This is a genomic window from Streptomyces geranii, from assembly GCF_002954775.1.
Lineage (GTDB): Bacteria > Actinomycetota > Actinomycetes > Streptomycetales > Streptomycetaceae > Streptomyces > Streptomyces geranii.
Genome location: NZ_PJME01000005.1, coordinates 299172 through 324907 on the forward strand (window position 1 = coordinate 299172; position 25736 = coordinate 324907).

The 25736-nt window shown below is 71.9% G+C and carries 18 protein-coding genes; 6 read left to right on the forward strand and 12 right to left on the reverse strand.

The genetic code is table 11. The features are described 5' to 3' along the window. Window positions 1-595: 595 nt before the first annotated feature. The gene (locus CW359_RS10265) at window positions 596-3442 is read left to right on the forward strand and encodes a carbohydrate binding domain-containing protein (RefSeq protein ID WP_105969502.1); all 2847 of its coding nucleotides are present in this window, start codon (window positions 596-598) and stop codon (window positions 3440-3442) included. 219 nt (window positions 3443-3661) lie between these two features. Here the strand turns inward: CW359_RS10265 and CW359_RS10270 are convergent, their stop codons facing one another. From CW359_RS10270 to CW359_RS10300, 7 genes are all read right to left on the reverse strand, one after another. Further along, window positions 3662-5068, reverse strand: a complete 1407-nt coding sequence (locus CW359_RS10270) for a cation:dicarboxylate symporter family transporter (protein WP_198655171.1) — start codon at window positions 5066-5068, stop codon at window positions 3662-3664. Window positions 5069-5226: 158 nt separating this feature from the next. After that, on the reverse strand, window positions 5227-6402 hold the full coding sequence (locus CW359_RS10275) for a hypothetical protein (protein ID WP_408647471.1): 1176 nt from the start codon (window positions 6400-6402) through the stop codon (window positions 5227-5229). 228 nt (window positions 6403-6630) lie between these two features. Then, complete coding sequence (locus CW359_RS10280) at window positions 6631-7050, reverse strand: SH3 domain-containing protein (RefSeq protein ID WP_105969505.1); 420 nt, start codon at window positions 7048-7050, stop codon at window positions 6631-6633. After that, a complete protein-coding gene (locus CW359_RS10285; protein ID WP_105969506.1) occupies window positions 7044-7820 on the reverse strand; it encodes a M23 family metallopeptidase in 777 nt (258 codons plus the stop codon). Before CW359_RS10285 ends, CW359_RS10280 begins: the two co-directional genes overlap by 7 nt. Window positions 7821-7888: 68 nt before the next feature. Continuing rightward, entirely contained in the window at window positions 7889-8911 is a 1023-nt protein-coding gene (locus tag CW359_RS10290) for a C40 family peptidase (RefSeq protein WP_232838340.1), read from the reverse strand. A 14-nt stretch (window positions 8912-8925) separates the two neighbouring features. Beyond that, the gene (locus CW359_RS10295) at window positions 8926-9408 is read right to left on the reverse strand and encodes an RNA polymerase sigma factor (protein WP_105969612.1); all 483 of its coding nucleotides are present in this window, start codon (window positions 9406-9408) and stop codon (window positions 8926-8928) included. A 142-nt stretch (window positions 9409-9550) separates the two neighbouring features. Then, window positions 9551-10216 carry a M15 family metallopeptidase gene (locus CW359_RS10300; RefSeq protein ID WP_105969613.1) on the reverse strand — a complete coding sequence of 222 codons (666 nt, stop codon included), beginning with the start codon at window positions 10214-10216 and terminating at the stop codon, window positions 9551-9553. 223 nt (window positions 10217-10439) lie between these two features. On the opposite strand from CW359_RS10300, the gene CW359_RS10305 reads away from it, so the two are divergent. The 5 genes from CW359_RS10305 (at window position 10440) to CW359_RS10325 (ending at window position 15585) form a co-directional block, all read left to right on the forward strand. Beyond that, on the forward strand, window positions 10440-13613 hold the full coding sequence (locus tag CW359_RS10305) for an AfsR/SARP family transcriptional regulator (RefSeq protein WP_105969507.1): 3174 nt from the start codon (window positions 10440-10442) through the stop codon (window positions 13611-13613). 122 nt (window positions 13614-13735) lie between these two features. Continuing rightward, a complete protein-coding gene (locus tag CW359_RS10310) occupies window positions 13736-14209 on the forward strand; it encodes a hypothetical protein (protein ID WP_105969508.1) in 474 nt (157 codons plus the stop codon). Between the two features lie 124 nt (window positions 14210-14333). Then, window positions 14334-14759, forward strand: coding sequence for an SH3 domain-containing protein (locus tag CW359_RS10315; RefSeq protein ID WP_105969509.1), 426 nt, complete (start codon window positions 14334-14336; stop codon window positions 14757-14759). Window positions 14760-14777: 18 nt separating this feature from the next. Continuing rightward, on the forward strand, window positions 14778-15176 hold the full coding sequence (locus CW359_RS10320) for a hypothetical protein (protein WP_105969510.1): 399 nt from the start codon (window positions 14778-14780) through the stop codon (window positions 15174-15176). Between the two features lie 28 nt (window positions 15177-15204). Continuing rightward, on the forward strand, window positions 15205-15585 hold the full coding sequence (locus CW359_RS10325; RefSeq protein WP_105969511.1) for a hypothetical protein: 381 nt from the start codon (window positions 15205-15207) through the stop codon (window positions 15583-15585). 133 nt (window positions 15586-15718) lie between these two features. Here the strand turns inward: CW359_RS10325 and CW359_RS10330 are convergent, their stop codons facing one another. The 5 genes from CW359_RS10330 to CW359_RS10350 form a co-directional block, all read right to left on the reverse strand. Next, window positions 15719-17944 carry an alpha-galactosidase gene (locus tag CW359_RS10330; protein ID WP_105969512.1) on the reverse strand — a complete coding sequence of 742 codons (2226 nt, stop codon included), beginning with the start codon at window positions 17942-17944 and terminating at the stop codon, window positions 15719-15721. A gap of 156 nt (window positions 17945-18100) precedes the next feature. Then, on the reverse strand, window positions 18101-21067 hold the full coding sequence (locus CW359_RS10335; protein WP_105969513.1) for a hypothetical protein: 2967 nt from the start codon (window positions 21065-21067) through the stop codon (window positions 18101-18103). 2 nt (window positions 21068-21069) lie between these two features. Beyond that, window positions 21070-22920, reverse strand: coding sequence for an HSP90 family protein (locus tag CW359_RS10340; protein ID WP_105969514.1), 1851 nt, complete (start codon window positions 22918-22920; stop codon window positions 21070-21072). A 108-nt stretch (window positions 22921-23028) separates the two neighbouring features. Continuing rightward, the gene (locus tag CW359_RS10345) at window positions 23029-24015 is read right to left on the reverse strand and encodes a hypothetical protein (RefSeq protein WP_105969515.1); all 987 of its coding nucleotides are present in this window, start codon (window positions 24013-24015) and stop codon (window positions 23029-23031) included. 150 nt (window positions 24016-24165) lie between these two features. Further along, window positions 24166-25620: a DUF1996 domain-containing protein gene (locus tag CW359_RS10350; protein WP_105969516.1), complete on the reverse strand. Its 1455-nt coding sequence runs from the start codon at window positions 25618-25620 to the stop codon at window positions 24166-24168. Window positions 25621-25736 lie beyond the last annotated feature (116 nt).

Below are 25736 nucleotides of genomic sequence, written 5' to 3' on the forward strand. Positions count from 1 at the left end.
GCTTTCCCTCTGTCTCCTTCTGGGGAGGGGTCGGGCTCTCTTCGCCGGTCTGCTGGTGGGGAGGGATTGGGCTCTCTCGCCGGTCTGCTGGTGGGGAGGGGTCGGGCACTCTCGCCGGTCTGCTGCTGCGGAGGGGGCGGGCTATCTCCCCAGGCTGCTGCTGCGGCGGCGGCGGGTTCAGGCACTCTCCCCGGGCTGCTCGTGGTCGTTCGGGCTCCCTCCACCTCTACCGGATTTCTCCCGGGCGGTTCGGGCTCCGTACCCCGGTCTCCTCCTGGGCAGTTCGGGTTCTTCCTCCTCCGGTCTCCTCCCAGACGTTCAGGCTCCCTCCCCCGATCCCCCGATCTCCTCCCGGACAGGTCGGGTCCTTTCTCCTCCGGTCCCCTCCCTGACGTTCAGGCTCCCTCCCCCGATCCCCGGATCTCCTCCTGGAGGTTCGGGTGCCCTCCCCTCCGGTCCCCTCCCAGTAGTCACGGCGGCTTCGCTCCCCCAGCCCGGCGCCGCCCATCACGCTCACCCCTCCCCGGGTGCAGACGCCGTTCACCGCCACGGGCCGTGCCCGGGGCACCCCGCAGAGCCGAAAGGAAGTACCACCATGTCCGAACCCGTCCAGCGGAGAACCCTGCTCAAACTGGCCGCCGGCACCGCCGCCACAGGCTGGCTGTGGCAGGCCGGGTCGCCCGCGTATGCCGCCGGGAGCACGGGAGCCGGGGCCGCGTGTGCCCTCGACACCCTGGTCCTCGGGAACACCTCCTCCGAGACCGCCCACGGGCTCGCCGCGACGCTCTCGGACGTCGTGACCGGCGGCCTCGGTCAGGCGGCCCGTGTGCTCAACCCGCCGCAGACGGCGGGCTTCTGGGGCGGCACGCTGAAGGCTGACCTGGTCTGCCGGCCCTCGGGGCCGACGTACGTGACGATCAAGCTGTGGGGTTCGGAGCACGGTGAGGAGCTGGGCCGGCTGCAGCTCTTCGCGGAGGGCAAGCAGGTGGGCCACTACCACCTGGGCGCGGTGGACCCGCTCGACATCCCCGCCGAGGACGCGCGCACGCCCGAGCGCTTCTACTTCCACACGCTCGCCCTGCCCGCCGAACTCACCGCGGGCAAGCGGAAGGTGAGCCTGGAGATCCGTTCCATGGGCCGGATCGCGGGCTACGCGCAGTCGGCCGCCGACTACTACAAGGACATGACCGGCCCGAGCCGCACGGTCTACCGCCTCTACACCCACGACGAGCCGTACTTCGAGCCCACCGCCGTCGACATCACCGGCGCACTCCCGGCACCCGTCTACCGCACCTCCCCCGGCAGCGAGATCGTCGGCACGATCAACACGCGGGTCGTCGCCCAGGCCGCCGCCGAGGCGTCCCGCACCTCCCCTCAACTCGACCTGTGGTACCTGGAGTTCCTGGCCCGCGCCTACGCGATGCCCAGCACCGCCGCGTACGGCAACAGCGCGGTGCCGGGGCAGATCACCAGCAGCCTTGACGCCATCTACTGGAAGTACCTGTCCGACGTCACCGTGATGACCAACTCCAGTCAGCAGTGGATGGGGCTCGGCCGGGCGGGGCTCGTACTGCTGGCGCTCGCCGACGAGTTGGCGCCCCTGCTCGACGAGCCGGTCATCGGCTCACCCGGCGCGATCTCCAACCCCGGCTTCGAGTACGGCACTTCGGGCTGGCGTTCCGCGAACTGGGCGGGCTCCGGCACCACATCCCGGGACACCGGCGTCCACCGCACCGGCACCGCCTCCGCGAAGGTGACCATCCCGACCTCCGGCACGGTCGGCTGGGTGACCTCGGCCAAGATCCCCGTGGACCAGGGCACTTACACCTACGGCGCCTGGATCAGGACCGACGGCGTCGGCACGAACAAGGCCTATCTGGACGTCCTGTTCTTCAACGCGAGCGGCGGACTCGTCGGCGGGGACAACAAGTTCTACGCCTCCGCCGGCACCCATGACTGGGAGCAGGTGACCGCCCGGCTCACCACACCCGCGACGGCCACGCAGATCGAGATCCATCTGCGGCTGGAGGGCGCGGGCACCGCCTGGTTCGACGACCTGACCCTCACTCCGCCCGCTGGTTCCTCCTACGTGCCGGTCATCCGCCGGGCCGCCTGGACGAAACTGCTCCTCGACAGCCGCGAGTACTGGCGGCAGCACTTCCCGCAGTACACCAACCAGGCCATCATCTGCGCCCTCGGCCTCTATCTCGCCGACCGTGGCCTGACCTGGCTCGGCTCCGACCGGGCCTGGGGCGAGACCAAGGCCCGCGGCTACCTCTACCAGTCCCTCGGCCTGACCCCCTGGCTCGGCCCGGAGAACGCGGACGGCACCCCGACCGAGCCCCTGGGCGGCTCCTACTACCAGGTCACCAGGAAGGGCATCTCCAAGGAGCTGGGCTACGCCGGCAACTACGGCGAACTCCAGGACTGGCTCTCCCTCGTCCACGACGCGGTGACCGGCATCGGCGGCGTCCAGGACGACGAACTCCACGCCCATCTGGTGAAGATGACCAAGGTCCGCGGCATCTTCCACCATCCCGCGCTGGACGCCGACGGCTTCCGCACCATGCGCATCGAGGCCGTGACCGGCTGGCGGGACGCGGAATACCCCGGCAAGGTCTCCTACGACGAGGGCGACAAGTGGGACGGCCACCCCATGCGCCTCGCCGCCCTGCTCAAGGACCCCGACCTCACCGCCTACGCCCGCCAGTCCCTCGACGAGGGCCAGGTCTTCGAGGTCCTCAAGGAGACGTACGACCTCGGCGCCTCCGCCCGCACCAACCTCAACCTCCTGTCCACCGCCGACGACTACGCGTACGTCAGTCAGGCCCCGGCGAGTGCCACACGGCTCCCCATGACGCCGGGGGCGCCCGACTTCGTCTTCTCCGACGAGGAGAACGGCCTGGTCGCCGTCAAGCACGGCGACGAGATCCTCTACGCCTCCCTGTACTGGCGGGCCCGCTGGGGGATCAACCGGCTCGCGCGCGTCCACCACCTCACGGCCGAGGGCGTCGAGCGGTCCGCGACGGTCTGGCAGGACGTGGACTACGTCCCCGACGGGCGGTCCTTCGCCGAACCCGACTGGGTCAACTTCGAGTTCGGCGTCGGCGACCTCGTCATCCCCGACGGCGGGTTCGCACCGCCCGGCGACACCCTGCACCAGGCCTTCGCCGGCCAGGTGCTGCCGCTGGCCAAGGCTCCGGACGACGTGCCGCAGATCCCGGCGGGCACGGAGAGCCCGTTCGCCGGGCGGGCCTCCTTCTACCGGTGTCAGTACGGCCCGTACCTGATCGGCATGAACACCACCACCGACCGCACCTACACGCTCGCCACCAAGGACTTCGGCCCCTCCGACGACCTCGTCACCGGCGCCCGGGTGGGCACCGGCAAGCGGGTACGGGTCGAGCCCGGGCACACCGTGGTACTGCGCCGCCGCCGCTGAGCCGAGATGGAGGGCGGGTGCCTCCCGCCCTCCACCCGGTGCGCGCGCCTCGGCCACCGTTCCGACCAGGACCAGGACCAGGACCAGGACCAGCATCGGGACCAGGGCCAGGATCGGGGTCGGGATCAGGATCAGGAGCAAGACCGGGGCCAGGATCATGACGCGGACCGTCCCCTCGGCTCCCCCGGGCTCACCCGGTCAGCCGCCCGACCGGCTCGCTCAGTCCGCGCCGACCGGGTGCCCACGCTCCGGCTTGCCCGCCGGACCGGCGAACTCGGCCTGGACCGGGGCATCTTCCTGGGCCGCCGCCGTGTCGTCCGGGTCCGGTACGAAGACGACCTCGCCGTTCAGCACCTGCTTCGCGCGCGTGGTGTCCAGCGCGCCCTCCCAGCGGGAGACCGCGAAGGCGGCGACGCAGTTGCCGAGGAGGTTGGTGGCCACCCGCATCGAGTCCATGATGCGGTCCACGCCCAGCAGCAGGGCGACGGCACCGGCGGGTATGACCCCGAGCGCGGAGGCGGTCGCGGACAGGGCGAGGAAGGCCGAGCCCGGTACGCCCGCCATGCCCTTGCTGGTGAGCATGAGCATCAGTACGACGGTCACCTGCTGGCCGAGGGTGAGGTCGACGCCCACGGCCTGGGCTATGAACAGGGTCGCGATGGAGAGGTAGATGGAGGCGCCGTCGAGGTTGAAGGAGTAGCCGGTGGGCACGACGAGGCCCACGGCGTCGTCACGGCAGCCCGCGTGCCGCAGCTTCTGCATCATCCGCGGCATCACGGTCTCGCTGGAGGCGGTGCCGAGCGCGAGCAGCATCTCCTCTCGGGTGTAGCGGACGAACTTCCACAGGCTGAGCCCGGTGAACGCCTTGAGCGCCACCGCGAGCAGCAGCAGGAACAGCAGCGCGACGGCATAGCAGACACCGATGAGCTTGCCGTAGGTCGACATCACGCCCAGTCCGTACTCACCGACCAGGTGGGCGGTCGCGCCGAAGACGGCGAGGGGCGCGAGCCGCATGACGAAGCCGACGATCGCGAAGACGATCTCCTGGACCTGGTTGATGGCCGGCAGGATCGCGGGCACCTTGGTGAGGCCCAGGTGGAGCAGGGCCGCGCCGACCAGGCAGGCCAGCACCAGGACTTGGAGCAGGGAGTTCTCGGCGAAGGCGCCCACCGCGCTCTCCGGGAGGGCGTGCAGGATGAACTCGCTGGTCGACGGCAGGGTTCCGCCGCCCGTCCTCGCGTCGACGGAGGAGGTGTCCAGCTTCGACGGATCCACGTTCATCCCCGCGCCGGGCTGGACGAGGTTGGCCGCGAGCAGCCCGAGGACGAGGGCGAAGGTGGTGGCCACCTCGAACCAGATCAGGGCCTTGAGGCCGATGCGGCCGAAGGCGCGCAGATTTCCGGCGTGGGCGATGCCGGTGACCACCACACAGAACACCAGCGGTGCGATGACCGCCTTGATCAGCCTCACGAAGCCGTCGCCGAGCGGCTGGACGGCGGTGCCCAGGTCGGGCCACAGCCGTCCGACGACGACTCCGAGGACCAGGGCGCAGGCGACCTGGGTGAACAGCGAGGTACGCAGGTGACGTGCGGCGCGTCGCGACAGGGACGGTACGGACAGCGGCACAGGCATTCTCCGATCCGAACTTCCATTCAGCGGAAGTTCATTTCCGCTTTGCGCCCGCCACTATGGCCCACGCCGCGACATCACAGAACCCCGGTAACACTTCCAGATGGAAATATTGGACGTTCATCCAATGTGGCCGGGGCGTCCGCCTGCCGAGGTCAGCAGACCGGTACCCCGGGCACCTGGTTCTCCGGGACGCTGAGGTAGATGTTGGTCATGTAGCCGCCGTACTGCGGCAGTTGGGCCCACCAGTCGTTGACGTAGGGCGGTTCGCTGACCTGCTGGCCGCGCTTCTGGCAGCCGACCAGGACCTCGACACCGGCGGGCAGTGTCGTCATCGCGCCGGAGGCGGTCGTCGCCTGGGTGCGGACGCGGACCCCGCTGCCCCAGGTGCCGACCCATGTGCCGGACGGGCGGGAGGCACCGGGCACGTTCAGCGAACGGGTCAGCCGGCCGATGTCCGTGTAGGCCTTGCCGTACGTCGTACCGCTCGGGTGCAGGGTGAAGACCGCCACGATGGAACGGTCGCCCTGGCCCACCACACCTGTCGAGTGCAGTGCCGGACGGGAGAGGTCCACGGCGTCGGCGCCCGCCGCCGCCCGCGCGGCCGTCCCTGCGGGCTCCTGCTCGGCCTTCGCGGCCTTCCCGGCCTGTGCGGCCGTCGCCGCCGATGCCGTGCAGCCGCCCGAACTGAAGCCCGACCAGCCCTGCTTGACGGCCCAGGGGCGGTTGAAGGAGCCGGCGATACCGAAGTGCTGGTCGTAGCCGTCGGTGGCGCAGCGGGTGGACTGCCGCAGGTCGCCCATGACGTAGTCGCGGGTCGCCGCCGGCGCGGAGTCCAGCAGGTGGCGGTAGATCTTCACGGTGTCCCGGGCCGACAGCGCCGTGTAGCCCCAGAAGCCGGGGTGGGTGGACGGCGGCCGGGCGGTGTCCGTCAGGCCGAGCCGGGTGACCATGCGGTCGACGATCGCCCCCGAGCCGTTGTTCGCCCAGAAGGTGCTCGCCGCCGTGTCGTCGCTGCCGCGCAGCATGGTGTCGATCCGGGCCCGGTCGGCGGCCGACAGGGCGTCCGGGCTGCGGTTCCAGAGCACGTCCAGGGCGATCAGCAGCTTCACCACGGACGCGGACCGGAACTGCCCGGCGCTGTTCACCTGCTCGGTGAACGTGCCGGTCTGGCGGTCGAAGACGGCGACACCCGCCGTCACCCCGGCGGGCACCTCGGCCTGGACCACCGCCGGGCTCGGCGAGGGGGACTCGGTGGAGGCGACGGATACGGCGGAAGCGGTGGTGCACACGAGCGCGGTGAGGGCGGCGGCCAGCACGCCCGCTCGCACCGCGCCACGACGGGCGGACCGGACGACGGCCCCGCCCCCTGCGCTGCTCAAGGTCATCATGGTCATCCTCGGGATCGGTAGGGGTGGTGGAGGTGGAGGTGGAAGTGCGTCGCTCGCACTACAGGTAGGACGGGGTGACGTCCCTCGCCGTATGAGGCCCCGGACGCCGGATGCCCCCGGAACCTGTTGTCGAGGTCCCGGGGGCATCCGGTCGGTGCGAGCCGTCGTTCAGCAGGTCGGCAGACCCGTGTCCGGCTCGTCGTCGCCGCCTCCGACGAGGAAGATCTCGCTCATGTACGCGGACGGGGCCATGCCCACCGCCGGGGTCTTGACCCACCAGGTGTGCCAGTAGCCGCCGTACGTCGCCCGGCCGCCCTGTGTCTGGCACAGCACTCTGAGGAAGCCGCCGTCGGGTGACGTCGCGACGACCTGGGCCTGCGAGTTGGGGGCGGCGCGCAGATTGACGTTCGACCCCCAGATCTGGCACAGGTAGGTGCCCGGGTAGTCCCGGTCGGGGACGCAGGGCGCCGAGTCGGCGGCCTGCGCGGACGAGGTGAGGCCGGGGGTGAGGAGCAGTCCGGTGGCCAGGGCGACCGCCGCGACCCCTCTCGTGCCGGTGCGGAACCGGCTCAGGGCGTCGGTCAGCATTCGCGGACCCCCGGCAGCCAGGCGGCGGGGTGGTCGATGTAGATGTTGGTGATGTAGCCGCCGAGCGCCGGGATGTAGGACCAGGCGTCGTTGGTGTACCCCTCGGCGGTGACCGAGTCGCCGCGCTTCTGGCATTCCACGTAGACCGGCGTCGGCCCGGTCAGGGTGCGCACGACCGCGGCGTTCAGCCGGGCGTCCTGACGCACGCGGACCGAGGTGCCCCAGGTGCTGAAGTTGGTGCCCGGCGTCTCGCCACCGCCGCCCGGGGTGCACGGCAGGCCCACTCCGCGCGCCGACAGGTAGTCGACGGGGTTCATGCCCCGGCTGGCGGACGCCGATGCGTACGTCCTGAGGTGCAGGTGGTTGCCGCTGGAGTCGCCCTCGGAGCCCATGCGGGCGATGTGCTGACCGGCGGTCACCCGCTGGTTCACGGAGACGAGACGCTCGTACATGTGGCCGTACTCGGTGATGGTGCCGTCGTCGTGCCTGATACGGATCCACTGGCCGTAGCCGCTGGCGGGGCCGGAGGCGATGACGGTGCCCGCCCCGGTGGCGTAGATCGCCGTACCGCGGCTGTTGGCGATGTCGACGCCGTCGTGACCCGAGTGCCACCACTGGGTCACCGTGCCGGCGGCCGGGCAGGAACCGGTGGCCGCGGCGGCGGCGACCGGGGCGGCGTCGGCCGTGCCGGCCGCGAGCGGGACCAGCCCGGCCGCGGCGACCGTGGCGACGAACAGGCCGATGAACTTGGAGCGCTTGAGTGCGCGCATGGCGGAGTCTCCTCTGTGAGGGGTGTGAGTGATGCGATGGAGCTGAGGGAAGCGGTGGATCGGGTGGATCAGCAGGTGGGGACCCCGGGCAGCCAGGCCGCCGGGTCGTTGATGTAGATGTTCGAGATCCAGGCCTTGTACTTCGGCAGGTAGGACCAGGCGTCGTTGCTGTAGCCCTCGGCGTTGACCAGCTCGCCGTGCACCTGGCAGAGCACGTCCACCGCCGTGGGGCCGGGCAGCCGGGTCACCGGGGGCTTCTGGGTGCCGGACTCCGGACGGAGGCTCACATTGGTGCCCCAGGTCATGAACCGCTTCGTGCCCGCGGGCGGCTGTTCCGTACCGGCGATGCGCAGGGCGCCCGCGTACTGCGAGTTCAGGCGCACGTCACTGACCATCACGAGCGTCCCGGACTCCCGGGCCTCGACCATCTTGCCGTTGCCGAGATAGATGGCGATGTGGTGCACGCTGCCGAGGTTGGCCGGGTCCGACCCCCACAGCAGCAGATCGCCCGGCTGCAGCGGAGCGATCCCCTGGGCGCGGCTGAACCGGGCGGTGGCGCCGCTCCACTGGGCCTGGTTCCACGAACCCTCGGGCAGGGCGATGCCCGCGCCCTGCCAGGCCGCGTACTGCACGAGGTGCGAGCAGTCGAAGCCCCGCACCTGGCTGTCGTGGGCGCCGGGGCCGCCGCCGGGGTAGTCCTGCCCGTACGTCGGCCCGTGGATGGAGCCGCCGCCCCACGAGTAGGGCACGCCGATCTGTGTGCACGCGGCGTTGACGATGGCCTGTGCCTGGGCGGAGGCGCTCGCCAGGGGACGGCAGTCGGCGGCGGCCACCGCCTCCGAGGCGAGTGGCGATGCGGCGGCCATCGCCGTGCCCGTACAGGTCAGTGTGGTGGCGAGCAGCAGTCCTCCCGCCATCGCGAGAGTGCGGTCGGTACGGCGCATGGGGTTCCCCCTTGTGTGGTCGGCGCGAAGTGCGCGGGTGCTGTACGGGTGGGCGGCATCCGGCAGTTGGTCGGGCTGCCTCGTGTCGTCGTACGTGTCGTCGGTGTGAGTGTGGTCGGCGGGTGTCATGGAGCAGGAGATCGGCACGCGGCGGGCGGTTCCTACAGGTCGAGTGCGGCGCGGATCTTGGCGAGGCCGCGCATCCGGTTGCGCTGCACCGTGCCGCGGTGCGCGCCGAGCCGCTCCCCCGCCATGTCGTGGGTCAGCCCCTCGATGTCGATCAGGATCACGGCCGCCGCCTCCTTGGGGGACAGTCCGCGCAGCAGCGCGGTCGTCACCGCCTCGGCCTCCCGGCCGGCGAAGCCGCCGTCCCAGCCGCGCTCGGGCAGCCGGTCGGTGCAGCGCTCCTGACGCGAGGGGTGCCGCCACAGGTCGCGCAGCAGGTTCAGCGCCGCCGCGCAGGTGTAGGCGTACGGCTGCTGCTGACGCGTCAGGGTCTTGGCACGCGCCCGGCGGGAGAGCCGCAGGTACGTCTCCTGGAGCACGTCGTCGGCGTCGTGCGGATTGCCGGTCAGGGCCAGCAGCCGGCGTCGCAGCCTCGGCATCACGGCGGTGAACGCCTCGTCGAACTCGGCCGCGGTCATGTGGTCGGTGAAGACGGTCGTGGTCGAAGTCGTCGTTGTCGTGGTCGTCGCGCTCGTCGTGATGATGGTGGTCTTGGACGGCGTGGTCATCGTCGTCGTGATGCAGGTGTTCTCCACGGTGTTCCCCCCGGGTCCGGCTGTCTCAGACTGTGTTCGGGCTCAGTGCGGCCGGGCCGTACTCGGCCGCCGGCGCCTCGGTCAGGAGCGCCCAGTAGCGGTCGCCGTACGACCAGTGCCACCACTCGGTCGGGTAGTTGACGAACCCCGCGGCGGTCAGGGCCCGGCCCAGCACCGCCCGGTTCGCCCGGGCGTCGGCGTCGATGTTGGCCGCGGCGGTGCGGCAGCCGCCCTCGCTCTCCTCGGGGGTGGCGTTGACCTCCGTACCGAGGAAGAGTTCGGCGCCGTCCTCCGTGCACAGCGTCAGGTCCACCGCGCCGCCGCTGACGTGCGGGGCGACCTCCGGGGGCGAGATGTACGCGCTGGCCAGCTCGCGTATCCGCTCCGGTCCGGCTTCCGGGTGTGCCGTGCGCAGCGTCGCCGCGTACTCGTCGAAGTAGCGGCGCTGCAGCGCGGGCGGCCGGAAGCCCTCCACCAGCAGCAGGCGGATGCCCGCGGGCAGCGCGTCCTGGGCCAGCAGGAGCCGGCGCAGGACGTCGGCCCTGAGGTGGGCGTACGAGCCGTCGTCGTCGGCCTTTCGCGTGTCGACCCGGAGGGCGGCGACCTCCCGGGCGTCGACCAGGGGTTCGCCGTTCTCCGTGACACGCGTGGCGGCGACCCGGGGGTCCGAAAGCAGGATGATGTCCGTCACGTTCACAGCGTGCGGGCGGGCCCTGCAGGATCGATGTAGATCCTCTGCATGACGCCTGCAGCGCCCGGAACGGGCCACCCGCGCCGGAGACCCGACGGGTTCCGGCCACCTCGCGCCCCACACCGGTCTGTCGTGAAAAACGCGAGGTCGGAGTCGGGTATGACTGTCGGCGGGTGCCGGTAGGTTGTCCCCGACTGCGGGGACGTGAAAAACGGGGGACACGGTGGACGTTCGCCTTCTGGGTCCGGTCGAGGTGTCGAGCGGAGGCCACCGGATCGCGCTGAACGGCGCCAAACCGACGGCCATACTCGCGGCGCTCGTCGTCCACCTCGGTGAGGTGCTGTCGGCCGAGCGGCTGGTGGATCTGACCTGGGAGGAGGAGCCGCCCGCCACGGCGCGGGCGCTCGTCGCCTCGCACGTCTCCGGACTGCGCCGGGCGCTGGCCGGTACGGAGGGCGGCGACGCCATCCGCACCCGCTCCCCCGGTTACGTCGCCGAGTTCCCGCCCTCCGCAGTGGACGCCCGGTGCTTCGAGGAGGCGTTCGCAGCCGGTCGCAAGGCGGCCGTGGAGGGGAGAGCCGAGGAGGCCGTCGACATCCTCCAGGCGGCGTCACGGCTGTGGCGCGGCCGGGACGCCCTGGAGGGGCTCGGGCAGTCCTTCGCCCGTGTCGAGGCCATGCGCCTGGCGGAACTCCGGCTGGAGGCGCAGGAGTTCCGTTTCTCCGCCGAGCTGGACCTGGACCGCCGTACGGACCTCGTCTCCGAACTCGTCGCGCACGTCGCCGCACACCCTCTGAGGGAGCGCCCGCGCGGTCAGCTGATGACCGCCCTGTTCCGCACCGGCCGGATGCCCGACGCGCTGCGCTGCTACGACGAGGGCCGCCGGCAGCTCCGTACGGAACTGGGTGTGGACCCCGGCCCCGAACTGCGCGCGCTGCACCAGGCGCTGCTCCGGGCGGACACGACGGTGCTGGGAGCGCCTGCTCCTCGGAGGGCCAAGCCCGCCGGGGAGGGGCCCGCCCCCGCGCAGGTGGTGGCTCCCGCGCGCGCGGACGAGGACGTACCGTCGCAGCGCCGTGCCGAGAGGTCCCGCGACGGCGGCCGTCCGTCGCCGACCCAGCTGCCGCCCGACGTGGCCGACTTCATGGGCCGCGCCGCGCAGACGGCCTGGGCGACCGCCCTTCTGGAGGAGGTGCGCAATCCGCTGCGCACCGCGCCGCCCATCGGGGTGATCTCCGGCCGTTCGGGCACCGGGAAGACCGCCCTGGCCGTGCACGTGGGCCACCGCACCGCCGCGCTCTTCCCCGACGGGCAGCTCTTCGTGGACCTGCGGGCCTCGGACTCCGAGCCGGTACGGACCGCGGACGCCCTGGCCCGGCTGCTGCGCGCCCTCGGGGTGGACCCGGAGACCCCGACGGGCGACGAGGAGGACCTCCTCGGCCTGTACCGCACGCACATCGCGCGCCGCCGGGTCCTGCTCATCCTCGACAACGCCGTCAACGAGGCCCTGTTGCGCCCGCTGCTCCCACCGGGCGGCGGCTCGGCCGTGCTGATCACCAGTCGCCGTCGGCTCGTCGCGCTGGAGGGCGCCGCCCATCTCGATCTGGGGGTGCCGTCCGAAGCGGAGGCACTGGAACTGCTGGCCCGCGTGGCAGGCCCGACCCGGCCCGCACTGGAGCCCGAGCGGGCCGCCGAGATCGTCGCGCTGTGCGGCCGGCTCCCGCTGGCCGTCCGTATCGCCGGTGCCCGGCTCGCCGCCCGCCCGCACTGGACACCGGCGCGGCTCGCCTCCCGCCTCCGGGACGAGCGCCGCCGCCTGGACGAACTGCAGGCGGGCGACCTGGAGGTGCGCGCGAGTCTCGGACTCGGTTACGCGGACCTGGACCCGCACGAGCAGCGCGCCCTGCGCCGACTTGCCCTGATGGATCTGCCCGACTTCGCCGCCTGGATCGCCGGACCGCTCCTCGACGTGAGCGAGGACGACGCCGAGGACGCGGTCGAACAGCTCGTGGACTGCCACTTCGTGGAGGTGGTGGGCACCGACGAGACGGGCAGTACGCGCTATCGCATCCACGACCTGGCGCGGGAGTACGCGCGCGAGCGCTGTCTGGCCGACGAGACCCGGGAGGAACAGGAGACGGCGGTCCGCAGGCTGGTCGACCGCTGGCTGGGCATGGCACGCAGCGCGGCGGCCTACGGGCCGGGCGGCGCGTCGAGATTCCTCCCGGTCACCACGACGGACCGGCCGGCCCAGGCCGCGGACGGGCCGGCACCGCGGACAGAGCCGCTGACCTATCTGACGGGCGAGCCCGCCGCGTGGTTCGCGGCCGAGCAGCGATGTCTGCTGGTCGCGGTCACCCACTGCGCGGAGTACCGCATGTTCGACGCCGCCCGCGAACTCGCCGCCACCCTCATGGCCGCCTCCGTGGCGCTCTACAACCAGTTCGACGCCTGGTCCCGCTCCCACGACGTGGCCCTGGAGGCGGTGCGCAGGGGCGGGGACGTCGAGGGCGAGGCCCGGCTGCTGAACGGCCTCGGCCAGCTCCGCCTGGAACAGGACCGCTTCGACGAGGCGTACGCCTTCTTCGCGGCGGCGCTGCGCCTGTTCGAGGAGCGGTCCGTACGGACCGGCTGCGCGGACGCGCTGGCCGGGATGGGCGCGGCCCGCCGCGAACAGGCCCGCTTCGACGAGGCGCTGACCCTGCTGACCTCGGCGCTCGACCGGTACGAGGAGCCCGCGGACATCGCGTCCATGGCCCATGTGCTGTACGGCCTGGGTTCGGTCTACCGGGAGCAGGGCCGCGACGACGACGCGTGGGAGGCACTCTCCCGCGCACACCGGCTGTACGTCACCGCCTGGGACCGGCACGGCGAGGCGCTCGCGCTGCGCTCACTGGGCCTGTGCCGCCGGGCGCAGGGCGACCTGCCGCGCGCGGAGAGCCTGCTGCGGCAGTCCCTCGTCATCTTCGAGGAGACGGACGACATCTACGGCGTGATGTACGCGAGCCAGTCCCTGGCCAAGGTCGAGCTGCGGCAGGGCCGGCTGCCCGAGGCCCGGCAGCGTCTCGACCGGTGTCTGGAGATCACGCGCGAGCGCCAGGACATGTTCGGCGAGGCCCTCGTCCTGCGCACCCTCGGCGAGTGGTACCTCGCCGGGTCCGACTGGGAGCCGGCGACCGAGACCCTGCGCGAGGCGCTCGGTCTGTGGGACAAGCTGCAACTGCCGTTGTGGCGGGCCCGCACCCTGCGGGACCTGTCCCGCGCCGCCCTGGCCAGTGGCGCGGCCGCGCAGGCGCGGGAGCTGGAGGAGGAGGCGTACGGGGTCTTCAGCCGGCTCGGCAGCCGCGAGGCGCTGGAAGTCCCGTGCCCGGAGCCGCAGGAGGCCCCGGGGCGTTGAACCGGACCCGAACGAAGATTTTCTCGGCCCGGTAGTCATACGAGGGGCGACCCTCTCCCGTCGCAAGGGTGGAAGGCGCGGCATCCGCCGCCCGCGACCACCGCCGGGAGAGGACCCCCACCATGAAGTACCTGTCACCACGCACGGGCCGACGCGGACAGCTGGCCGAACCCGGGCGCCGCTTCACCCACCGGGCGCTGCGCACCCTCGCCGGACTCCTCGCGATCGTCGCCACGATCCTGCTCTCCGGCGCCCAGCCCGCCGCCGCGCACCCGCCGAGCGGTTCCGTGCACGTGTGGGCGAGCGACGTTCGGGTGCGCACGTGCCAGAGCACGACGTGCGACCTCGCCACGACCGAGCGGCTGACCCGGGTCACGGTCCAGGCGTACTGCCAGGTGAACGCGGGCGAGCGCGGGCGCGTGACCGACGGCCCCTACACCAACACCTACTGGGTCCAGGTCATCACGCCCGGTCGGACCCTGGGCTGGATCTCGGCGGTGTTCGTCAGCGGTGGCTCCAACAACTCCCCGGTGCCCGGTGCCCCGATCGACACCCCCGGAGTTCCCGGGAGCCCCGTCGAATGCGAGTACATCTGACGGTGAGTCACGGCAGGCCCGGAGGACGCCCGGCCGCGCGCCGCGTCCTCCGGTCGCCCCGGGCTGCCGCCCCACCGGCCCGCCGCACCTCCATAGGTCCGGCGGAAAGTGTCAGGAGGACACAGTGAAAGCAAGCACCACGGTCAGGGCGCTGTCCACGGCTCTTCTCGTCGCGGCCGGGACGCTGGCCGGTCCCGCCGCCACGGCGGCGACCGCGCAGTCGGCGGCTGCCGAGGCGCGGGCGATGGACTTCACCCAGGTCCATGTGTGGGCGACCGGCGTCAACGTCCGCAACGCCGCCTCGGGGCCCGCCTTCGAGCAGTGCAAAACCTTCCCCTCCCGCCAGAACTGCCAGCAGGTGAAGGCAACGGTGTCGCAGACCACCGTGACCGCCTACTGCCAGAAGCAGGGAGAGCGGATCACCGACTCGGGCTACAGCAGCGGGTGGTGGACGTACCTCAAGGCCCCGAACGGGGAGTGGGGCTGGGTGAACAACGTGTACATCACGGGGGACGAGCACCTGGCCCACGTCAGTGACTGCGATTTCTGACCCGCGATGACGCGGCCCATGACGATGACAACGGCGAAGAAGGGCACACCGATGGCCATGCGGTCCACCAGGACGGCGATCACGGGGTTCGCGCTCGGCGCGGCTCTCTCCCTCCTCGGCACAGTCGGCAGCGCGCACGCCGCCGTGCAGGGCGCGACCACCACCGTGCAGGCCAACAGCAACCTGCGGGGAGGTGCCAGTAGCAACAGCGAGTACTTCGGCACCACCAGAGTCGAGGCCGAAGCGGCCATCAGCTGCTTCACCTACGGCCAGTACGTGAAGGTCGGCAACTACGGCACCGACGTCTGGTACCAGGGCAACGTCTTCGAGCCGACGCACGCCTACCTCCACGTGTGGATATGGGGCGGCAATGTCAACGTCGGCGCCGACCCCGCCCCCGGCATCGACCACTGCTGACCCTGGAATCGAAGCGAGGAGGACATCCATGAGCAAGCGAAGTGTGTCGACCACGGCAGCCGGGCTCGTGCTCGGCGCGACCCTCTCCCTGCTGGGCACCGCCGGGACCGCCGAGGCCGCGCCCAGCGCCACCGACGGTTACCCGACGACCGTGCAGGCGCACAGCAATCTGCGCGACGCCCCCAACACCAGCAGCCGGATCTGGGGCACCACGACCCAGGTGCTCGAGGCGGGTATCGAGTGCTACACCCTCGGCCAGCGGGTCACGGCGGGCGGATACACGACCAACGTCTGGTACTACGGCACCGCCATCGACTACGACATCGGCCACATCTACAGCAACGTGTGGATGTGGGGCGGCAATGTCAACGTCGGCGCCGACCCGGCCCCCGGCATCGACCGCTGCTGACCGGCCCACCCCACCGCCCAGCTCGCCCTGATCCCAGCCAGGGACCCGGCGGTGGCGCCGGGGAGGTGCGCGGCGGCGAAAAGCACCCGGTCAACCCGCCGCGACCAGCGCCCCTCCTCCCCCACACCCAGCTCTAGCCGAGCCGGAACAGCACCGCCGTGTTCGGCCGGGGCAGCGAGACGGTGAGCCGGCCTTCGGCGGCGTCCCAGGTCGCCGTGGCGTCGGCGGTGGTGGGGTACAGGACCGCAGGACGCAGTTGGGCTCCGCGCAGGTGCGGGATGACGATCGTACGAATGCTTTCGTCTACCCCGTGGCGGCCGTCGGCGCCTGGACGGGCCGCGTCACCCGGCGACTCCCGTCGCCACACGGTGAGCTGGCTCGCGTCCCGGCCGCGCAGTCCGGCGGCGATCCAGTCGTCCTCCCACGACGGGAGCCCAAGTGGCCAGAACGGCAGGCTGTCGGGGAGTTCCGAGCGGGTCTGCTTGTAGACGGAGATGCCCGCGCGGACCAGTTCGAACTGCTCCGGGTTCATTCGGTCTAGAAAGCCGGAGAGGTGGATGCGGCTCTGCAGTGCGCCGGTGAGGGTGAAGGCGATCGCGTCGGGGGTGAAGTCCGGCTGGGGGTAGGCCCATACGGCGGCCTGTTCGGGGGTCGCCGCCGTGGCCGACGCGGCGGCGATCGGCGGGTAGCGGAGGGGGTCCTGCTGGTCGCTGGTGGACTGGAGCTGGGTGACCGCGAGTTGGGCGTAGTCCATGCGCAGGCCGCCCGAGGCGCAGTTCTCCAGGATCAGGCCGGGGTGCCGGTCGAGCAGGGCGCCGAGCCAGTCGAGGTGGGCTCGGTGGTGGCCGAGGAGGCCGGCGCCGGCGCTCTCGTCGCCGTTCTCGGTGCCGGGACCGATGTTGACGTTGTAGTCGAACTTGATGTAGCCGACGCCCCAGTCGCCGACGATCCGGTCGAGGACCCGGTCGAGGTGGGCGCGGGCGGCGGGGTGGCGCAGGTCCAGGTGGTGGCGACCGTGCTCGGTGACCCGGACTCCGCCCCGGCGGAAGAAGGCCTCGGGGGGCAACGTAGCGGCCAAGGGGCTGCGTACGCCGACCACTTCGGGTTCCACCCACAGTCCGGGAGTCATGCCGTGTTCCCTGATCGCGTCCAGCACCCGCTGGATGCCGCCCGGGAAGCGCCTGTCGGAGGCTTCCCAGGCGCCGACGGCGTCCCACCAGCCCTGGGCGTCGTCGTCGTACCAGCCCGCGTCGATGACGAACACCTCGGCGCCCGCCGCGCCCGCCGCCGCGACGAGCGGCAGGAGTCTGTCGGTGGTGGGGTCGCCCATGAGGGTGTTCATGTAGTCGTTGTAGATCACCGGGAGGGCCGTCCGGTCCGGGTGGGGGCGGCGGATCCGGCGGCGGTAGGCGGTGAGTTCGCCGAACGCGGCGTCCAGGCCACCGGTCTCCACGCCCACCAGGACAGCCGGGACGGTGGTGAACTCCTCGCCGGGCGCCAGGGTTTCGCGCCACTGGTGATGGGCGTCGTCGGGGCCGAACAGGGCTACGTAGGCGCGGCCTTCGCGTTCGCCGGTCTCGTAGCGCCAGCCGCCGCTCGACTCGATCTGCCAGAGCCAGGCACGACCTGCCCGGTCGGTGAGCGCGGCGACCGGCAGATGGCGGCCCGTGGACCAACTGCCCTGGGAGTAGCGCTCGAAGCAGCCGCGTCCCGCGTGGCCGTGGGCGAACCGGTTCAGGTCGACGACGTGGTCACGGTAGGGCGCGTGCTGCCAACGGCACTCCGCGAGCCAGTCGTTGTCGGCCCAGTGGAGGGTCAGGCCGTCCAACTCGCCGTCGGCGTCCGCGATCCCGCCGAGGGTCAGGCTCGACACGCTCTCCAGTCGGATCGGGGCGACGCCCTCGTTGACCAGGCGCACCTGCGAGCGGAGGAAGCCCGCGCCGGGACGGGTCCGGAGCGTGACCTCGGCGACGAGGCCGGTCACCGGATCCGCCAGCCTGATGGTGGTGCGCTCACCACCTCCACCCGCGCCTCCGCCCCCGCCCCCGCTCCCGTCCCCGTTTCCGTCCTCGTCCGGACCCGTCTCATGGCCCCGGTACACGAGACGGTCGCCGATCGCGGTCTCGACGAAGCGCTCCCCCGACCAGTCGCGGCCATGACCGGTGGCGGTGACCTCGACCAGCGGAAGCAGACAGCCCCATTCCGGGCCCACCGCTTCCGGTCCTGGGCCCACCGCTCCCGGTGCCCCGCCTAGCGCCCCCAGCCTCACCGACCCCGCCGGATCCACGACGGCCCTCAGTCCGAGAACCTCATGGGACCAGAGAACGGACCCCTCGACCGCCTCGCCGGCTGTAGTCAACGCGCTTCCCCTTCCACGGTTTCCACGGTTTCCATCTCTTGACCAGGATTGTGACCGGTCACACAAGCTCCGCCAATCATCCAGTAGCGGGCGGCGGCACCGCGAGTACCTCGGTCCGATGCCGGGGCGGGGGACCCGCCCCGGCATCGCCGGGTGTCACTCCTCGTCGCGCAGCCGGGCCGCCAGGGCGACCAGTGCCTCGGTCTCCTCGGTGTGGCCGAGGGCGGTCAGGCGGGAGATCGCCGCGTCGAGGCGGGTGAGTGCGGGGGCGGGGCGTTCCAGGTAGAGGCCCTCCACCGCGCCCGCGAGCCGGACGCACTCGGCCCATTCCCCGGCGCGGTCGTCGTCCTTCTTCTCCGGCTCGCCGAGCAGGCCGAGCGCCTTCTCCAGGGCGACCAGGGAGTCGTCGTACGCGCCCGCGTAGGCGTGGACCCGCCCGTGTTCGTAGGCCAGGGCGGTGTCCAGGGAGCGGCCGTGTGTCCGGTGTCCGGCGGCGCGTGCCTCGTCGGCGACCCGGCCCGCGTCCGTGAGGTAGACGAGCGCGTCGGGCAGGCCCTCGGGGCCCTGCTTCTGGGTCTGGAGCCGGGCGAGTTCACGCAGGCAGTTGCTGAGCTGCTCGTGGCGCGGGGCCTTGGCGTGGGCGGCGAGTGCCTGGTCGGCGGCCTCGCGGGCGCGGGCGAACTCGCCGGACTCACCGAGGAGTACGGCGGTCTCCGAGGCGATCATCGCGTGGCTGCCGGGGTCGTCGTCCCAGCCCGCCGACTCGGCCGCGAGGGTGACGAACTCCGCCGTGGCGGCCTTGAGATCCTCGCCCGTGTGCAGCGCGCGGGCCCGGATCAGGCGCAGCTGGGCGACGACCCGGTCGTCCATCTCCCCGGCGGTGACGTCCGGTTCGGCCAGCAGGGAGTCGAGCAGGGCGATGCAGTCCTCGACCCGGTCCAGGTCGAGGCTGAGCTGCGCGACATTGCTGTACGTGCAGAACGCGTCCAGCCTGCTGCCCTGGCGGAGGTCCGCCTCCGCGGAGCGCGTCAGGTGCCGCAGCGCCTCGTCGGGGCGGCCCAGGTGCATGGACGCCTCGGCGAGATCACCGTGCAGGCGGGTGATGTCGACGGTGTCCGCCGGCCATTCGGCGGCCAGGCGCAGGGCCTCGGTGAGATCCGTGTACGCGGTCTGCGGGTCCCTCAGGCCCAGTTGGAGCCGCCCGCGCAGGCCGAGCGTGCGGGGCAGGTGCCAGGCGGGGCCCTGCGTCCGCAGCCGGTCGAGGACGCCGTCGAGTGCGGTGACCGCGGTGGGCAGGTCGCCGGAGATGGCGTAGGTGCTGGCCCGCAGGAGCAGGGCGCCCGCGATCTGCCCGGTGATGTCGTGCCGGGTGGCGAAGGCGTGCAGCAGGTCCACCTCGGCGAGGACCGGCGCGATGTGCTCCTCGCTGCGCAGGGTCTGCATGAGCAGGCCGAGCGTGGTGGCCCGCAGCCGCAGCAGCCGGGCCTCCTGGTACGGGGCGAGGCCGGACGTCTCCTCGTGCAGCCGGACCATGGCGGTGTGGGCGGCGGTCAGCGCGGCGGCCTTCGCCTCGGCGGCCTCGGTGTCCGCGAGGTTCTCGTCGGGGATCTCGGCGCCGGCGAGCAGGGCGCAGGCGCGGGCGAGCGTCGCGTGACCCGGTTCACCGGCGTCGTCGTAGAGGGCCGCGGCCTCCTCGTGCAGGGCGGCGGAGTCGGCGTACTCGTCCTTGTTCCCCAGCCTGCCCGCCTCCTCGGCCAGCAGGTCGGCGCGCAGCCGGACGAGCGGGCCGACGGCCGGGTCGTCGGGGTGGGTGTAGTCGCGGGCCGCGACGAGGGTGCGCAGCCGCGCCCAGCAGGCGTGCGCGTCCGGGTGCCCCTTCTCCTCCAACGCCCTTGCGCGCAGGATGAGTTCGGGCAGCGACTCGGGGACCTCGGCGGCCGGGCGCGCGGCGGGTGCGGGGACCGGGGCCGCCGTCCGGCCCGCCGCCGGGGCCACGTCGTCGAGGCTGCGGGGGCGCAGGGTCAGTTCCAGGGAGTCCAGGAGCGGGGTCCGCTCCAGGCGGGCGGTGCGGCGGTCGGTGTGGGCGGTGGTGCCGTTGCGGGTGTCGAAGCGGGCGGCGAGGTCGTCGGCGCGGCCCCGCACCTCGGCGCGCAGACCGGCCACCGTCCAGGTGCGGCCCGCGTAGCCGGCGGCGGGCAGCTCGCCGTGGCCGAGACCTTCGACGCGCCCCAGGAGGACCTCGACGCCGGTGAGGAAGCCGAGCTGGTCCAGCGGGGAGTCGACCTCGTCGAACAGGGAGCGGTTCTCGGCGAGGAGTTCCAGGCCGCGTGCCTCGTTGCCGGTCAGCGCGCAGAACTCCAGGTGTCTGCCGACCTCCTGGGCCATCGAGGGGTTGCGGCGGCAGGCCCGGTAACCGGCGAGGTGCAGTTCGCGGGCCCGGTCGGTGCGGCCGGTGCGCAGCAGGGGCAGCAGCGCGTACGAGACGGAGCGGGCGGGTTCCTCCTGGCAGGACTCCTTCCCGGCCAGGACGGGCTCCCAGGCGCGCAGCGCCCGCTCGTCGTCGCCCGCCGTGAGGGCGTACAGCGCGCGCTCGCAGGTCTCGCAGGCCTCGCAGTCGCTGAGCCGGGTACGGGTGCGGCCCGCCCACAGTTCGTAGGCGCCGGTGGTGTCCTCGCCTGTGTGGAAGGCGAGTTGGTAGGCCTGGCCGTAGTACGGCTGGAGGCCGAGGCCGGCCTTCTCGTACCGGTCGCGCATCTCGGTCTGCCACTGGCGCAGGCTCGTCAGCGGTATCTCGGGCAGGGCGCGCAGGGCGTTGGCAACCCACTTGAACCGCCAGAACAGCAGATGGCGCAGGCGTTCGTCGAAGACGTCGGGCTGCTCGTCGAAGAGGGTGAGCAGCCGGGCGAAGACGACGGGCGACTTCCGGGGTTCGGAGCCGTAGGTGTACGCCTCCTGCAGTTCGAGGAGTGCCCGGACGAGCGGGACGGGCTCCGCGAACTGCTCGGCTGCGTCGACGAGTTCCTCGGCGGTGACGGTGCGCGGGCGGCCGTACGGGCGCTGGTGGTTCTCCTGGAGCGCCTGGAGCAGTTCGTCGGTGTTCCGGGGGTGGGGTGCGGTCGGCATCGTCAGCTGTCCTTGCGGAGGGCGTGGGCGAGGAGGTTGAGGAAGGAGCGGTTGATGAGGCTCGACTCGGAGGGCCGCAGCGGGCGCCGGGAGAGCATCGCGGCCTGGCCGTAGAGGGCTTCGGCGCTGGTGCGGGCCAGTTCGGGCTCGTCGATGGTGACGGCGGTGCGGACCAGCGGGTTGAGCTGGTTGAGGATCAGCTGGGCGCGCGGTGCCTCCTGGCGCAGGGCGCCGAGGATGTCGCCCCACAGGCCGCCCTCCTGCTCGCGGGCGAGCTGGGAGCGGGTGCGTTCGTGGCGGGCCTCGCGGCTGTCCATCAGGAGGGCGGGGGCGGAGGCGGGCTGGAAGGTGCGCAGGGCGACGTCGCAGTCGAAGACGGCGAGGGCGTCGCGGGCCAGGGCGAGATAGGCCGCGGCGGCCAGTTCCGTCTCCCGGTCGACGGGGTCGAGGTGGGCGGTGAGGGTCGCCGGGTCGAGGTCGGCGACGGCGGTCCCGGGCCTGACCTCGGGGAGCCGGTGGACGAGTTCGCGGTCGTAGGTGTAGCCGCCGTTGACGACGCCGAGTCCGGCGGCGGAGGCGATCGCGGCGATCTGCCGGAACTCCTCCACGCTGGACGTGACGAGCACGGTGCGGTGGGTGCGGGCGAACTCGTCGAGGGTGGTGTGCCCGTCGGTGGTCTCGAACGGCAGCCAGGGCAGCAGCATCCGCAGGATCTCGTCGTCGTGCACGGCGAGGGACTTCACGGCGAGGTGGTGGGCCTGGAGGAAGCGGCCGAGCAGGTCGGGGTCGCTGGCGGCGGCGCGGGCGATCCAGTCGCGCAGCCGTTCGGCGAGCGCGTCGCGTACGGCGGCGAGGGTGTCGTCCTCGTACAGGGACTCGCGGGACGCCGTGGGGCGCAGGCTCTCGGCGTCGACGACGCAGCGCACGAAGAAGGCCCACTCAGGGAGGATCTCCTCGGCCTGCTCGGACAGCAGCATGCCCTTCACATGGACCCGGTGACCGTGTCGGCGCCCGGCGGGCACGGTCTCGGGCAGCACGCACGCGATGCCCTTCAGCCCGACGGCGGGCAGGTCCAGCTCGATGGTGTCCAGCGGCGCGAACCCGAACACGTCCTCGCCGTACGCGGCCAGCGCCCGGGACCGGGCACCGGGCGTGGGGTACGTGCGCGCCCAGGGCGCGGGCTCGGGGTTGACGGACGCGCCTGGCCCGCCGGTGCCGTCGTCGAAGCCGACCGGGTGCCGCAGCAGCGAGCCGAAGTGCCGTGCCAGCGCGTGCACCTGCGTCGGCCTGGTCCACTCGGCGGCGTCGGCGCGGGGGGTCAGGGTGACGGTGGTGCCGGGCGCGGGACGGGCGGAGGCGGGCAGGGTCCGGACGCTGTAGCTCCCGTCGCCACGCCCCCGCCACTCCACGGCGGGCGCGTCAGGGGTACGGGCGGAACGGCTCAGGACGTGGATCTCGTCGGCGACCAGAAAGCAGGAGAGCAGACCGATGCCGAACTGCCCGATGAAATCGGCGCGTTGCTCGGCGATGCGGTCGGCGCGCTTGCTGCTGCGGCCGATCGTGGCGAGGAAGGTGTGCACATCGTCCTCGGTGAGCCCGACACCGTCGTCCTCGACCCGCACCACCGCCCCGTCGGCGTACAGCCGAATGCCGAACGCGTCGGCGGACGCGCCCGGTTCGAGCCCACGCCGGGCGGTGAGCGCGTCCACCGCGTTCTGCAGCAGTTCGCGGAGGTAGACGCGGGGGCTGGAGTAGAGGTGATGGGAGAGGAGGTCGACGAGGCCACGCAGATCGACCTGAAAGGTCCGGTCGGCGGCGGGACTCGGGCTCAAGGGGGCGTCGGGCAGTGTCATCGGGCAGTCCGGGGTGGGAGGGGCGACGGGTGGCGGGCGGCACCCGCGCCGGTGGGTACTCGGGCACAGCGGCGGCGGTGTCCGGGCGGGACAGGGACCGGCGGGCGATCAGGCGCGGCGGTGACGGCGGGCGAACTGCTGCTCGGGCTCCGCGAAGTAGGTCCACGGCCACTTGGTGTAGGCGCCGTCCAGCGTTCGGAAGACACGCTTGACGGTGTGGCGCTCGTCGGCCAGCGACAGGGCCATGGCGAACAGGCTGAAGTCCTGCTGCCAGCCCGGGCGCCACTCGTAGGCGGGGTGCAGAATGCTGAACTCCGCCGCTTCCCGCAACTGCGCCTGGATCTCGGGGGTTTCAAGGTAGTCCCCGCGGTCCGACTCGACCCACTCCTCGATGTACGCCATGGCGATCACACAGCCGAGGCGGTGCCCGTGCGGGGCACGGCCGGCCGCCTCCTGCGCGAACGCGAGGGCCTGGCCCGGCTCGCCGCTCCAGCGGGGCTGCAGTTGGGACACCCACTCGATGTGGGTCTCCAGGTCCAGGGGGTCGCGGCGCAGGGCCGCGTCCCGCCGGGTCTCGTTGACGGCGGGGCCCAGTGACATGCCCCGGCCGGAGGTCAGGAGGCGGCGCCAGGGGGTCACCCACTCGGGACGCAACTCGGCGGCCTCCAGGAGCTGTTCCTCGGCGATCTCCAGGCGTTCGTGGAAGACGCGCCACTGGTCCCGCGTGACGTTCGCGGCGCGGGCGGAGGTGCGGGCCTCCCAGCCCCAGCTGATGTGGCGGGTCCCGGATATGAGCAGGGCGGTCGCCCGGTGCTCCGCGTCCTCCTCGACGGCCCGGCCGATCCAGTCCTGCACGCCGTCCAGCTCGGCGAGTTCGGCCAGGACCCGGTGGTCGCGGCCGAGATCGAAGGGGGCCAGCGCCTCCTTCACCGCCGCCCAGTCCCCGGCGTCGGCCGCCTCCACCAGCGCGAGCACCCGCGTGTCGCCGAGCGCCCGCAGCGTGTACACGCCGCTCTTCTGACCGCGCGGTACGGGAAGGGCGTACGGATCCGCCGTCGGTCTCTCCGTGCCCCTGCCGAACAGCTTGCCCAACATCCCGTGTCCTCCCGTGGTCCCGCGTGATCGTGAAGGGCAGCTTAAACGGCACCACTGACACCGGTTCCACAGGGTTTTCACCGAAAAAGCGTCCGACCCGGGACAACTCCCGGGTCGGACGCCCTGCTTCGCGGCACTACCTGGTCGGACTCAGCTGCACTTGCGTCCGGTGTTGATGCACTGGACGAGCTTGTTCATCAGCTTCGCGTCGAAGACGTTGATGAAGTCACCGTGGTCGGTGACCGGCTTGTGCTGCTGCTCGGGGAAACCGTCCAGCGCGTAGAACGGCGTGGTCTTGCCGTTGTCCTTCACGCTGGGCGCCTTCACGGCGTACACCAGCCGCTGCACCAGCTGCGGGATGGCCTTGAAGCCGGTCGGGCAGTTGCCGTTGGCGTCGGCGAACGCCACGTGGGTGCGGTGGTTGGCGCTGTCGATGTTCGTGCCGTCCCAGCAGCTCTGGAACTTGAAGGTGCGCACCACGTTGCTGCCGCGCGGGCAGAGCGGGTACTTGTCCTTCAGCTGCACCTTGTTCTCGAAGCCGGTGCAGCTCCAGGAGGCGTTGGCGTTGGCCGTGCCGTTGACGAACGCCTTGGCGTCGCCGGTGATGATGCGCAGGAACTTGGGCATCGCGACGACCTTGCCGCGAGGGCTGCCGACGAAGTCCAGCGTGGCCTGCTTCGCCGTCAGGATGCGGCCCGTGTTGCCCTCGGCGCCGCCGCCCAGCTTGTCGTTGTCGAACTCCTTGGTGCCGTCCTGGACGCGCAGCACCGGCCAGTAGTACGTCGACTTGTCGCCCTGGTTCTGGCAACTGGTCGCGGCCTTGGCGAAGTCCTGGTCGCTGGAGAAGGCGTCGTTGTCCTGGTTGCCCACGTAGTCGTGCACGTGGTGCGCGCCGTTGGTGACACCGGGGGCGACGATGACGTTGTCGCTGTTGTACAGCTTGTTGGCGTTCACCCCGCACTTGGTGACGAAGGAGCCCTTCGAGGCCTTCGACGACCTGGCCGGCGTACGGACGTTGGCCTTCACCTTGGTGATGTCGACGAAGTCGGCGGCGACCGGGCCGTTGCCGACGACGCCGGCGTTGGTGTTGTTGGTCGGGCTGGCGGAGGGCTGGCCGGCGGTGGGCTGGTTGCCGGTGGCCTTCAGCGTGCAGGCCGCCAGGGCGTCGAGGCCCTGCGGCTTGGTTCCGACCCGGCCGATGGCGATGACGATGCGGTCGATCGTCGCCTTCCGCTTGTCCTTCAGCGGGTTCACGATCGCGTTCTGCGCGAAGTTGGCGTCCTGCGCGATCGCCCGCTGGGAGGTGGACAGGCGCTGGTACGCCTCGGAGATCTGCTTGTCGAGGAGCGCCAACTCCCGGTCGACCTGGGCCTTCGCCTGGGCGGGCACCGACGTCAACTGCTGGCCCACGTCGGGACAGACGATGGTGGAAGTGGTGCCGGCCGACAGCACCTCGTTCTGGCCGGAACCCTTCGCCGCGCCGGTCTCGTCGGCCGAGGCGTACATGTTGACCGCCACGAGCCCACCGGCTCCGATGGCCAGTGCAGCCGCCGCACCTACCGCCCGGCGGGCAGTCTTCGATCTTTTTCGCGTATTGCGTCTCATGCAGGCCTCTCAAGGACATCTCCGGAGCCGGTAGGGCTTCCGGCTATGGGGCAAGCGCGTCCTCAGCTTCGGACTTCTCATAGATACGGATGTGCGGGCGGAATGCTCAGCGGATT

Bases quoted from the DNA above. Each gene is read 5' to 3' on its own strand.
- CW359_RS10350 (WP_105969516.1), bottom strand. From the start codon at position 25,620: ATGAGACGCAATACGCGAAAAAGATCGAAGACTGCCCGCCGGGCGGTA.
- CW359_RS10320 (WP_105969510.1), top strand. From the start codon at position 14,778: ATGACGATGACAACGGCGAAGAAGGGCACACCGATGGCCATGCGGTCC.
- CW359_RS10340 (WP_105969514.1), bottom strand. From the start codon at position 22,920: ATGACACTGCCCGACGCCCCCTTGAGCCCGAGTCCCGCCGCCGACCGG.
- CW359_RS10310 (WP_105969508.1), top strand. From the start codon at position 13,736: ATGAAGTACCTGTCACCACGCACGGGCCGACGCGGACAGCTGGCCGAA.
- CW359_RS10265 (WP_105969502.1), top strand. From the start codon at position 596: ATGTCCGAACCCGTCCAGCGGAGAACCCTGCTCAAACTGGCCGCCGGC.
- CW359_RS10335 (WP_105969513.1), bottom strand. From the start codon at position 21,067: ATGCCGACCGCACCCCACCCCCGGAACACCGACGAACTGCTCCAGGCG.
- CW359_RS10345 (WP_105969515.1), bottom strand. From the start codon at position 24,015: ATGTTGGGCAAGCTGTTCGGCAGGGGCACGGAGAGACCGACGGCGGAT.
- CW359_RS10295 (WP_105969612.1), bottom strand. From the start codon at position 9,408: ATGACCGCGGCCGAGTTCGACGAGGCGTTCACCGCCGTGATGCCGAGG.
- CW359_RS10285 (WP_105969506.1), bottom strand. From the start codon at position 7,820: ATGCGCGCACTCAAGCGCTCCAAGTTCATCGGCCTGTTCGTCGCCACG.
- CW359_RS10325 (WP_105969511.1), top strand. From the start codon at position 15,205: ATGAGCAAGCGAAGTGTGTCGACCACGGCAGCCGGGCTCGTGCTCGGC.
- CW359_RS10280 (WP_105969505.1), bottom strand. From the start codon at position 7,050: ATGCTGACCGACGCCCTGAGCCGGTTCCGCACCGGCACGAGAGGGGTC.